This is a genomic window from Kitasatospora sp. MBT66 (genome assembly GCF_000710405.2).
GTDB classification, from domain to species: domain Bacteria; phylum Actinomycetota; class Actinomycetes; order Streptomycetales; family Streptomycetaceae; genus Kitasatospora; species Kitasatospora purpeofusca.
Map to the genome: position 1 here is coordinate 796409 of NZ_JAIY01000003.1, position 10861 is coordinate 807269.

Below are 10861 nucleotides of genomic sequence, written 5' to 3' on the forward strand. Positions count from 1 at the left end.
ACCGCCGGCCGCCCCACCGCCGGCTCCCCCAGCTCCGGTTCCCCCAGCACCGGCTCCCCCGCCCCGGCGGTGCTCGTCGATCGCCTGCCACACCCGGTCGCGCAGGAACGGCGTCTCGGTGAACCGGACGCCGGTCGCGTCGCGCAGCGCGTTGGCGAAGGCCGGCGCCACCGGGTTGAACGGGCTCTCGCTCATCGACTTGGCGCCCAGCGGGCCGATCGAGTCGGAGGTCTCGGAGAAGTGCACCTCGGTCCGCGGCACGTCCGCGAAGGCCGGCAGCCGGTAGCGCCGGAACGCGGCCGTGGTCACCTCGCCCCGCTCGTCGACCAGGACCCGTTCGAACAGGGTGGCGCCGAGGGCCTGCGCCACGCCGCCCTCGACCTGGCCGCGGCACTGCAGCGGGTTCATCACCCGCCCGGCGTCGGCCCCGTGGACGCTGCGCAGGATCCGGATCTCCCCGCTGTCGGGGTCGACGGCGAGCCGGAACCACTGCGAGTTGAACGCCACCGAGCGCGGTGAACCGCCCCAGTGCCCCTCCCCGGTCAGCGTCACACCCTGCGCCGCGGCCGCCGCGAACACCTCCTTGAGCGGCACCGGGCGCCCCTCGCACTCCACCGCCTCGGCGCCGAGCGTGATCCGGCTGCGCGGGGTGCGGGCGTACTCGGCGGTGAAACTGAGGATGCGTTCGGCGAGCGCGTTGGCCGCCTTCATCACCGCCTTGCCCGCGACCACGGTGCCGGCCGAGCCGAAGGCCCCCGTGTCGTGGCGGACCACGTCGGTGTCGGACTGCCGGACGGTGATCCGGTCGACCGTCGTCCCCAGCGCCCCGGCGGTGATCTGCTTGTGCACGGTGGTGGTGCCGTTGCCGAACTCGGCCGTGCCGACGGCGATGTCGTAGCCGCCGTCCTCCAGCAGCGTCACGGCGGCGTCCGCGAAGTGGCCGCCGGGCGGGCCGGTCGCGATCGCCGACATCGCGAAGCCCTGGCCCACCAGCCAGCCCTCGGGGGCGAGTTCGGCGCTGCGGTCGTCGGCGAGGGCGTCCCGCACCACCCGCAGGCACTGGTCCAGGCCGTAGGAGGCGATGTGGAGGTCCTCCTCCTCGCCCGCCGGGCCGACCATGTGCTCGCCCGGGCCGATGATGTTCCGCTCCCGGAACTCCAGCGGGTCCATGCCCAGCCGGCGGGCCAGCTCGTCCATCGCCGACTCCACCGCGAAGGTCACCTGGCCCAGGCCGTAGCCCCGGAACGCCCCGGCGGGCACGCCGTTGGTGTAGACCGAGTAGGCCTCGACCTTCTTGTGCGGCGCCCGGTAGACGCCCATCGACTCGCCGACGCTGTGGAACATCACCGCCGGGCCGTGGTTGCCGTACGCCCCCGTGTTGGCGACCACCCGGAAGCTCAGGGCGGTCAGGGTGCCGTCCGCCGTCGCGCCCGCCTTCACCCTGATGGTGAACGGGTGCCGGGTGGTGGCGCCGAGGAACTGCTCGGCCCGGGTGAACTCCAGCTTCACCGGCCGGTGCAGCCGCAGCGCGGCCAGGACGGCGATGTCCTCGGTGAGCATCTCCTGCTTGCCGCCGAAGCCGCCGCCGACCCGGCCCGCCACCACCCGGACCCGCTCCGGCGGCAGGTCGTACAGCGCGCACAGGGCGCGCCGGGTGAGGAAGGGCACCTGGGTGGAGGAGCGCACCACGATCCGCTCCTCGCCGGTCTCCTCGTGCTCCTCGAAGTACACCAGGCAGCCGTGCGTCTCCAGGCTGGCGTGCTGCACCCGCTGGGTGCGGAAGGTCTCCTCGTACACGACCGCCGCCTCGGCGAAGCCCTGTTCGACGCTGCCGATCTCGCCGTGCACCTCGCCGCAGACGTTGTTCGCCGGGCGGGCGATCCGCGACTCCGGGCCCTTGGGGTGCAGGACCGGGGCGCCGGGCAGCATGGCGAGTTCGGGGTCCAGGACGTACGGCAGCACCTCGTACTCCACCGCGACCCGGCGGCAGCCCTCCTCGGCGGCGACCTCGCTGTCGGCGACCACCGCCGCCACCCGCTGGCCGGCGAAGCGGACCACGTCGTCCAGCAGCCGGGTGTCGTCCGGGTCCTCGGTCGGGTGCTCGTGCCGGGCGGAGGAGTAGAGGCGCTCCGGCGCGTCGTGATGGGTGAACACCGCCCGCACGCCCGGGACGCGCAGCGCCGCCGAGGTGTCGACGGACACGATCCGGGCGTGCGGGTGCGGGGAGCGGAGCAGCTTCATGTGCAGCAGTCCCTCGACCTCCAGGTCGAAGGTGTAGCGCGCCGTGCCGGTGACCACCTGCGGTCCGGCGGGGGCGCCCGGGCTGCGGCCGACCGCCTCGCCGGGGGCCGGTTCCTCGGTGTGCTTCACCCCGCGGAGGGCGTCCTCGATCGCCCGGTAGCCGGTGCAGCGGCACAGGTTCCCCTTGAGTGCCCTCGGCAGGTCGGCGAGCTGGTCCTCGTCGAGCTTGGCGGCGGTCATCAGGAAACCGGCCGTGCAGAAGCCGCACTGGAAGCCCTGGGCGTCGAGGAAGCGCTGCTGCACCGGGTGGAGGCCGTCGTCGGTGGCGAGCCCCTCGACGGTGGTCACCGCGCGGCCGTCGGCGCGCCGCGCCGGGTAGAGGCAGCTGTGCACCGGCTCGCCGTCGACGTGCACCGTGCAGGCGCCGCAGTCGCCGGCGTCGCAGCCCTTCTTGACGCCGAACCAGCCGCGGTCGCGCAGGTAGGTGCGCAGGCACTGGCCGGGGCGCGGCTCCGCGTCGGAGTCCTCGCCGTTGACGCGGACGGTGAAGCTCATCGGCCGGCCTCCTCGGTGGTGTCGGACGCCGTTGACGCGACCGGCCCGGCGCTCTCGACCGGCCCGACCGGCTCCACCGGCCCGCCCGACTCCACCGATCGGTCCGGCTCGACCAGCTCGCGCCGGACCTCCTCGGCGAACCGCAGGGTCATGTGCCGCCGCCAGGCCGGCAGGCCGTGGATGTCGTCGAAGTACTCGTCCGGCGCGACGGCGTGCTCCACCGCCTCCCGCACCGCCTCGGCGTTCGGCGGCACGGCGAAGCCCAGCCGGACCGGCCGGACCGTGGCCGCGGTGATGTGCAGCGCGAACTCCCCGTCCACCGGGTCCAGGGTGCCGATCACCAGCGCGCCGGAGCGGCCGAGCCCGTAGAGGGAGGCCTGCCGGAACGCCGTCCGCCGGGCCAGCGCCCGGCCCGGCAGGGTGATCGAGCGCAGCAGTTCGCCCGGCCGAAGGTCCTTGACCCCGGCGCCGAGCACGAAGTCCCCGACCGGCAGGGTGCGCGTCGCGCCGCTGCGGTCGAGCAGGCGGCAGACGCCGTCGAGGGCGGCGGTGAGGGAGATCATCGGCCCGGCCGGCAGGCCGTTGCAGAGGTTGCCGCCGACGGTGGCCGCGTTCCAGATCTTCCAGGAGGCGAGGAAGGCCCGGCAGCACTGCTCGAACAGCGGCGCCGCCGTCCAGCCGGCCGGCCTCGGGTGCCGGGAGAGCTGCGCAATCGTACAGGTCGCGGCGATCTCCAGCCCGCCGTCCGGGGTGGGCCGCAGCGCCTCCCAGCCCATCCGGTTGAGGTCGAACAGCCGCCGGATGTGCGGCTGGGGCTCCGAGAACAGGTACGTCCCGCCCCCCAGCCAGGCGTCCCCCGGCCGCCACGTCCCGCGTTCGCGCGCATCGCGCAGTTCCACCACGGTGTTCAGGTCCATGTGCATCCACCGTCCTCGACAGATCGACATGGGTATTGCAGCAACGCGCCACGCCCGGAACGAGTGGATCCGCACACCAGCGCACCGCCCCCGAACTGGACGATCACCCAGGGCGGCGGGCGCGCTGACCGGGGCCGGGCAACCGCCGTCCCGTCCCCGGTGGGGGTGCGGGGCGGCACCTCCACCGGGGACGGGAGGCGGCTCGTGCTCAGCGCCTCCGACGAACGGTCGGACCGGTCACCGGTGGTCGGTGACCAGGGCCTCGATCGCGGGGACGAGGGCCGCCGGGGTCGGCAGCGCGTCGTTCTCGGCCCGCAGGCGTGCGGCGCCCTCGCGCAGGCCCGGGTCGGTGACGAGCCGGGTGAGCAGGGCCGTGTCGACGGCGTCGGAGCCGGAGCTCAGCGCGGCCCCCGCGGCGGTCAGGGCGTCGGCCACCGCGAAGTTGTCGGCGCCCTGGGGCAGCAGGAGCTGGGGCACACCCGCCTGGAGTCCGGTGAGGGTGCTGCCGGACCCGCCGTGGTGCACCACCGCGTCGCAGACCCGCAGCAGCTCCGCGAGCGGCACCCACGGCAGCGGGCGGACGTTGTCCGGCAGGGCGCCCAGCTTGCCGAGGTCGGCGTCGCCGACGGCGAGCAGGAAATCGGCGTCGACCGCGCCGGCGGACTCGACCAGCCGGCTGATCGCCGACACGCCGTCGATCCCGGTGATGACGGTGCCCAGGGTGACCGCGACCCTCGGCCGGTGGCCCCGCTCCAGCAGCTCGACCGGGACCACACCCCCTCCGTTGTACGGGAGGTAGCGCATCCGCAGGCCGCCCGGGTCGCCGCCGAGCGAGGCCGGGACGATGTTCAGCGGCGTGGTCGGCGCTGGGCCGGCCACACCGTGCTTCTCGTAGACGTCGGTGAAGTGGGTGGCCAGCCGGGCGGCCAGGTCGAGGCCGGAGATGATGCCGAAGTTCTGCAGCGCCGCCGGGATGCCGAGCCGGGCCGCGACCAGCTGGGCCGAGGCCAGGCAGGAGTCGTGGACGAGCAGGTCGGCGCCCCAGCCCTCGGCGACCGCGAGCAGGTCCTCCACGGTGGAGCGCGAGGCGTGGGCGAAGGCGGCCGCGGCCATCTCCAGGATCTCGTCCTGGGTCATTCCCGGCTGGGCGTAGCTCATCGGACCGTCGGAGGTCGCCTCGAAGGACTCCCGCAGCGGCCGTCCGTCGCCGATCGCGACGATCGGGAAGCCGGCCTGCCGGAGCTGGTCGTACGGGCTGGGACTGGCGAACAGCACCTCGTGCCCGGCGGCCCGCAGGGCCTGGGCGGTCGGCACCATCGGGAAGAGGTGGCTCGGCGCGGCCGGGCCGGTGAAGAGTATGCGCACGGTGTTCTCCTGATCGTTCTCGATTGGGTCGTGCCACGGATCGCGCGCGGACCGATCCGTCTACCGCAAGGGTCAACTGACGAACGGTCAGATCTCTTTCCACGAAGGACCGACAATCGGACGTTCGGGTGCCCGGACGGAAGAACGGACGGACGGAGACAGCCGGAAGGAGGGACGGACCGCTGTACGGCGCAGGGGAGTTACCGGGGCCGGGGCCGCGAAGGGCTCGCGGCGCGCCCGGAACGGACGGGCTATCTGCCCGTACGCGTCCGGGCCGGGGCCCGTCTCTCCTGGAAGCGGACCGCCACGGGAAGGCACTCGGCGGCAGCGTGCCCGGTGTCGGCGCGGGACGGCCGGACCGCGGGCGCGGTCCCCGGCGGCCGGGCGGCGATCGTCCTCGGCATGCTGCTTCCCCCCATGGTGGTGCCGCGTCCCGCGCGCGATCGCGCACCGGGAGGAACGCACCGGACACCCTGGGAGGGAATGACTGGCCGTCGGCCGAGGGCCGACGGCGCCCGGACTACCGACCGGGCTGTGCTTTCGCGCGTTCCGGCGTCGATGCTACGACGAACCGGCCGTCCGCGCACGGAATTCGGGGGATGACCGGATCCCGCTGCCACCGGCCCTCCGTCCGGGCGCGCGCCGGACTCGGTGGCCCAGGCGTCGAGTTGAGCGGACCGGGGGTGGTGGAAGCGGAAGGACGGCGCTGCAGGGCGCGTTCGGCCTCTGCTCGGCCGATGCCCGGGCCGGATGGTGCCCCGACGGGTCCGCCGTGACGATGTCGCGGCCGCGTCACCGTTCCGACCCGGGCCGGGCCCGGGACCGGTGGCGGGGTGGGCACGGCGGGCGGCGGCACGTGACACTCGTCGCGGCGGACGTCCGGGGGGGCGTCCGCCACCACGGGGCCTCGGGGGAACTCGGGGGGAAGGGGGCCGGGTTGACGGCCGCGGACAGGGAACGGTGGACGGCGGCGCAGCGGCGGTGCGCCCTGCTGGTGCCGGTGGCGGCGGCGGGGCTGGTGGCCGCGGCCGCGCCGGTCGTGTGGTGGGAGTCGCAGGACACGCCGGGCACCCGGACCGGTTGGCTGCTGGCCGCCGGCGCCGCCCTGGTGGCACTCCTCGCCGTCGCCCGGACGGTGGTCAACGAGCTGTCGGACCGCGACTACGCGGCGGCCTGGGTCGGCCTGGTGGCAGTGCCCGCGCTCGCGCTGGCCACGGTGTTCGCGGCGGCGCAGACCTCCCACGCCGTCGACTCGGCGTGGCACGAACCGCGCCGGGTCGCCGCCACGACGACCGACTGCCGGGTCACCGGGCGCAGCATCGACGACCAGAACATCGCGCACGACCTCTACGGCTGCACCTACCGCTGGTTCGTCGACGACCACGAGTTCCGCGAGGAGCGGCCGACCGGGAAGCTGTACCCGGACGGCCGGGAGACCTCGGTGTGGCTCGACGGGGACCGGATGATCACCGAGCGGCCGAGCGGGATCGCGGTCCCGTTCTGGGGCGCGATCGCGCTGGCCGCGTTCGTGTGCACGGTGATGCTCGCGACGGTCCTCCGCTGGAAGGCCCGGGTGGCGGGTCTGGTCCGGTGACGTCCGGCCTGGTGAAGTCCGGCCCGTTGAAGTCCGGCCCGGTGAAGTCCGCTCCGGCACCGTCCCGGGTGCCCGGTCGTCTATCCTCTACGTCAGGTGTCGGGCAGGGGGCCCGGGTTGTTCCTTGGGGGTACGAGTGGTCACCGGTCGTGTGGTGCGTTACGACAGCGTGCGGGGTTACGGGTTCATCGCTCCGGACCACGGCGGGGAGGATGTCTTCCTGCACGTCAATGACATGTTGATGCCGGAGTCCGTGGTGCACTCGGGTCTGGTGGTCGAGTTCGAGATGGAGGAGGGCGACCGCGGGCTCAAGGCCTCGTCGGTGCGGCTTCCCAAGGGCGCGCTCGCGCGTCCGGCCGGGGCGGCCGGTCCGGTCCCCCTCGTTCCGCGGTCCGCGGCCGACCACGACGACGCGGAGTGCGACGTCCTCACCTCCGCCGAGTTCGTGGTGGAGGTGACCGAGCTGCTGTTGGCGCACGCGCCGTCGCTGACCGGTGAGCAGGTGCTCAAGGTGCGCGAGGCGATGCTGCGGTGCGCCCAGGGCCACGGCTGGACCGAGGGCTGAGCGGCGCGCCCGTACCCCGGGGCCGTCGTCCGGCCCCGGGGTACGGGTGCTGCTTCCGATCGGCGGAGCGCGTCGGCCCCGAGGATCGCGTCGTTCAGCGGCGCACGTTGCCTCAGAAGAGCACGTCGGTGCAGGAGTAGAACGCGTTCGACGTGTCCGCGACGTCCCAGACCGCGACGACCACGTGGTGCCCGGTGCGACCCGTGGGGAGGGTCCCGGTGTGGGTGGTCGTGGCGGCGGGCTGACGGCCGTTGTACGGGACCGTCAGGAACGGCGTGAGGTCCAGGTTCGCCCGGGTGATCTTCTGGGTCGGGTCGTAGCCGGGCTTGGTCAGGAAGTACCGGAAGTTCGTGGTCGAGTGCCGGGCCTCGATCTCCCAGGTGAAGGTCTGCTGACCGCCGGCCGTCACCTTGGTGGTCGGCCAGGCGCCGTTGCGCGGGTTGTCGAGCGGGGCCCAACGGGCGTCCGCCCCGGCGCAGATGGTGCCGTCCGCGGGGCCGCGGGTCGGGAAGCCCTTCGGGCCCTCGACGCTCTGCGGCTCCCACTGGATGTCGCCGCAGTTCTTGACGACACCCGCACCGCACAGGGCCGAGCGGCTCGGCGGCAGGTTGATGAATCCGTGCGAACTGGCCGGGACGGCCATCGCGAGCGGGACGGCGACGGCGGCCAGGGCCGCGCCGACGGCAAGGCGTTTGCGCATGACGATGCTCCTCCGTGGGGGGATGGAGAGTGTGCCCGGCCCAGGACGCGCGCGTGGGGGTGCGCCGACCAAGAGGATCTTGGCATGCCTGCGCCAGGTGAATGCCCATACCGTAGGCAGCGCGCAGCCCCTCGTCAATGGTCTGGACCACCTGGCCGACGAACAATCAACCCTCTTGTTCCACAGCTGTGTTGACCTCCGCGAGACAGTGCAATTCGAGCCAGCCGGCGATCGCCCGGCCGATCTCGTCCGGACGGTCCTCGGGGGCGTGGTGTCCGGCCGGGCCGCAGTGCTCGACGGTGAGCGCGGCGATGTGCTCGCGCGCCCAGGCGACCACGGCCTCCCCGACCAGCAGGGTCGGCAAGGAGTCGAAGGTCAGCAGCAGCTTCGGCACCTCCGGACTGACGGCCAGCCAGCGGTCGTACGCCTCCACCCGGGCGACCACCTCGGCCGGATCGCCGTCGATCGGCGCCATCCGGGACCAGGCCAGCATCGGGCGGCGACTCTCCGGCGTCGGGAACGGCTCGCGGTAGGGCCGGACTTCGTCCTCGCCCAGCGGGTTGAGCACCCCGCCCTTGAAGGCCGTCTCGATGAAGATGTTCTGCTCCAGCACGAGCTCCTCGCCGACACCGGGCGTACGGAACGCCTCGGCACGCGCCCGGGCCGGCGGCGGTAGCTCCTCGGCGGCCAGCGGCTTGAGGAAGGTCTCCAGCAGGACGACCCCGGCCACCCGGTCCGGGTACCGGGCGGCCCGGTCGAGGGCCAGGGCGCCGCCCCAGTCGTGGCCCACCAGGACGACCCGGTCGAGGCCGAGCGCCTCGAACCAGGCGTCCAGGTAGCGGGCCTGGTCGTCGAAGCCGTGGTCGACGGCCGGCTTGCCGGAGGCGCCCATGCCGATCAGGTCGGGCGCGAGCACCCGGGACCGCCCGGCCAGGTGCGGGACGACGTTGCGCCACAGGTGGGAGGAGGTGGGATTGCCGTGCAGGAGCACCACGGGCGGGCCGCCCGCCTCGGCGGCGGGGCGGTCGGCACCGGTGTCCAGGTAGGCGAGATGGGAGTCGATCACGGGGACGGTGAGCATCGGGACAGTTCCTCTCGTAGCACCGGGCGGGGGCCGGACAGGGGCCGGACAGGGGGCTGGGCGGGGGCCGGGCACTCGACGCCGACCCTGCCATACCCGTTAGTCGCACTAACGATCTGACGTCCATGACGCTACATCGTTAGTGCGACTAACACAACGGCTAGACTGCGGGGCGTGAAGAACGACGAGACGTCCCGCCACACCCCGGGCGCCATGACCGACCACGCCGCCCCGGCCCGCGTCCGCGGCCTGCCCAGCCGGCTGCTGGCGGTCAACGCCCTGCACGCCGACCGCCTCGTGCACGACGGCCTGGCGGCGGAGGGCGCCCGCAAGTGGCACTTCGCCGCCCTCACCGCGCTCACCGAGGGCGGCCCGGCCAGCCAGTCGGACCTCAGCCGGCGAACCGGCATCTACCGCAGCGACATGGTCGCGGTCGTCAACGAACTCGCCGAACGCGGCCTGGTCGAGCGCACACCCGACCCGGCCGACCGCCGCCGCAACGTCATCACGGTGACCGCCGAGGGACGCGCCCACCTCCGACGGCTCGACACCGTGGTCGACGCGGCCCAGGACGCCCTGCTCGCCCCCCTGGACGCCGACGACCGCGCCCGCCTGACGGACCTGCTGACCCGCCTCCTGGACCACCACGAGCGGACGGCCCCCACCCCGGCGGCCGATGACGACGCCGGTTCCTGATTCGCCTGTCAGCCGCTTCCGGCCGGGCCGGTGGCCGTCAGTCCGCCGCCGACTCGACGGTCACCGCAACCAAGCGGCGACCGAGCCCGGCGGCCATGAGCTCCATCTCGACCAGCGTGCCCGTCAGGCCGGTCGTCCTCAACTCGTCGGCCATGGCACGTGCCTGTGCCAGCGACAGCCCGTGTGTCTCGCGCAGGGCGCGCAGGACGGGGACGGAGCTCGACCCGGGCCCTGCAAGGCGAAGTCGAGCAGGGCCGTGCTCGGCCAGCAGTGCCTGCCGGATCGCCTCCGGGGTCGCCGCGCCGGTGTCCTGCTCGCACCATGCGGTGGGACAGGTCCGGCAGCTCCCTTCGGTGCCCCACCACAGCTGCCCGCCGTCGATGAACTGCCCGATGTCGCGGATCAGCACACCACCGCAGTCGTCGCACCTCGTCGTGACCGTCACGCCCTGGGTGATCACTCGGCGCGCTACCGCACCGGAACGGGCGTGCCGGGCACATGGCCCAGATCGGCGATCGCCATCGCCCAGGCGCGGAAGGCCGGGAAGCGGTCGGGCCCGATCCGGTACGGCTCCGTGGTCGAACCCCCGGTCGCGGCGTCGAGCAGGTCGGCCAGGCCCAGATAGCACCACTCCCAGTGAAGGGAGTTGTAGGCGAGCACGAGCGGGCCGACCTCGGCCCTGATGTCGGCCACGGCCGCCTCGTCGAGCCCGACCCGCGACAGCGCCTGCGCGGTCGCGGCCCGGCGCCGGGGGGTGAACTCCGTGTCGAGGAAGGGTTCGAGCAGGTCTCCCCACACGTCCGGCCTGGACACGAGCGGGATCCCGTGGGACCGGCAGAAGCCCTCCAGCTCGTTCTTCCGGTCGGCCGGGAAGAAGAGCGTCTCCCCCGTGACCGTGCGGACCTCCGGCGGCGTGGCCGTCGGGTCGGCGTCCCGGACGGCAGCCGCCGGGACGACGTCCACCGGGGCGGCTGCGCCGCTGCGGGCGTCCGGCGTCGGACGAAGGATGTGGTCACCGGCGAGCACGCTGTGCAGCATCCCGCCATCCTCGCCGACGGTCGGCCGGAGCGGAACCCCCGGCCGCGCAGCGGGCGGGCGGTCGGTCAGCGGGCGAGCAGGCGGTCAGCGAGCGAGCAGGCGGTCAGCG

At 73.9% G+C, this 10861-nt stretch carries 10 protein-coding genes; 3 read left to right on the forward strand and 7 right to left on the reverse strand.

All coding sequences use genetic code 11. The features are described from left to right. From BI06_RS05575 to BI06_RS05585, 3 genes are all read right to left on the reverse strand, one after another. The coding region (locus tag BI06_RS05575; protein WP_082558280.1) for a molybdopterin-dependent oxidoreductase at positions 1-2796 on the reverse strand (2796 nt) is incomplete at its 3' end. Further along, positions 2793-3713, reverse strand: coding sequence for a xanthine dehydrogenase family protein subunit M (locus BI06_RS05580; protein ID WP_082558325.1), 921 nt, complete (start codon positions 3711-3713; stop codon positions 2793-2795). The genes BI06_RS05580 and BI06_RS05575, both read right to left, overlap by 4 nt. Positions 3714-3950: 237 nt before the next feature. Next, positions 3951-5078, reverse strand: coding sequence for a nucleotide disphospho-sugar-binding domain-containing protein (locus BI06_RS05585; protein ID WP_043465488.1), 1128 nt, complete (start codon positions 5076-5078; stop codon positions 3951-3953). 937 nt (positions 5079-6015) lie between these two features. Here BI06_RS05585 and BI06_RS05590 point away from each other — a divergent pair. Next, positions 6016-6672 (forward strand): hypothetical protein, encoded by a 657-nt coding sequence (locus BI06_RS05590; RefSeq protein WP_043465490.1) that lies wholly within the window; start codon positions 6016-6018, stop codon positions 6670-6672. 136 nt (positions 6673-6808) lie between these two features. Further along, positions 6809-7237 carry a cold-shock protein gene (locus BI06_RS05595; protein WP_043465492.1) on the forward strand — a complete coding sequence of 143 codons (429 nt, stop codon included), beginning with the start codon at positions 6809-6811 and terminating at the stop codon, positions 7235-7237. Positions 7238-7349: 112 nt separating this feature from the next. Here the strand turns inward: BI06_RS05595 and BI06_RS05600 are convergent, their stop codons facing one another. Together BI06_RS05600 and BI06_RS05605 are read right to left on the reverse strand one after the other, a co-directional pair. After that, complete coding sequence (locus tag BI06_RS05600) at positions 7350-7937, reverse strand: lytic polysaccharide monooxygenase (RefSeq protein ID WP_030395156.1); 588 nt, start codon at positions 7935-7937, stop codon at positions 7350-7352. 166 nt (positions 7938-8103) lie between these two features. Next, the gene (locus BI06_RS05605) at positions 8104-9018 is read right to left on the reverse strand and encodes a haloalkane dehalogenase (RefSeq protein WP_043465494.1); all 915 of its coding nucleotides are present in this window, start codon (positions 9016-9018) and stop codon (positions 8104-8106) included. Positions 9019-9231: 213 nt separating this feature from the next. Between BI06_RS05605 and BI06_RS05610 the strand changes: the two genes are divergently transcribed. Next, complete coding sequence (locus BI06_RS05610) at positions 9232-9714, forward strand: MarR family winged helix-turn-helix transcriptional regulator (RefSeq protein ID WP_043465496.1); 483 nt, start codon at positions 9232-9234, stop codon at positions 9712-9714. Between the two features lie 37 nt (positions 9715-9751). On the opposite strand, the gene BI06_RS05615 is transcribed toward BI06_RS05610, so the two are convergent. Both BI06_RS05615 and BI06_RS05620 read right to left on the reverse strand, forming a co-directional pair. Further along, positions 9752-10159, reverse strand: a complete 408-nt coding sequence (locus BI06_RS05615) for a hypothetical protein (RefSeq protein WP_233290015.1) — start codon at positions 10157-10159, stop codon at positions 9752-9754. A gap of 23 nt (positions 10160-10182) precedes the next feature. Then, the gene (locus BI06_RS05620) at positions 10183-10752 is read right to left on the reverse strand and encodes a hypothetical protein (protein ID WP_051740274.1); all 570 of its coding nucleotides are present in this window, start codon (positions 10750-10752) and stop codon (positions 10183-10185) included. Positions 10753-10861 lie beyond the last annotated feature (109 nt).

Coding starts and splice junctions, on each gene's coding strand:
- BI06_RS05580 (WP_082558325.1), bottom strand. CDS start 3,713: ATGGACCTGAACACCGTGGTGGAACTGCGCGATGCGCGCGAACGCGGG.
- BI06_RS05600 (WP_030395156.1), bottom strand. CDS start 7,937: ATGCGCAAACGCCTTGCCGTCGGCGCGGCCCTGGCCGCCGTCGCCGTC.
- BI06_RS05605 (WP_043465494.1), bottom strand. CDS start 9,018: ATGCTCACCGTCCCCGTGATCGACTCCCATCTCGCCTACCTGGACACC.
- BI06_RS05610 (WP_043465496.1), top strand. CDS start 9,232: ATGACCGACCACGCCGCCCCGGCCCGCGTCCGCGGCCTGCCCAGCCGG.
- BI06_RS05620 (WP_051740274.1), bottom strand. CDS start 10,752: ATGCTGCACAGCGTGCTCGCCGGTGACCACATCCTTCGTCCGACGCCG.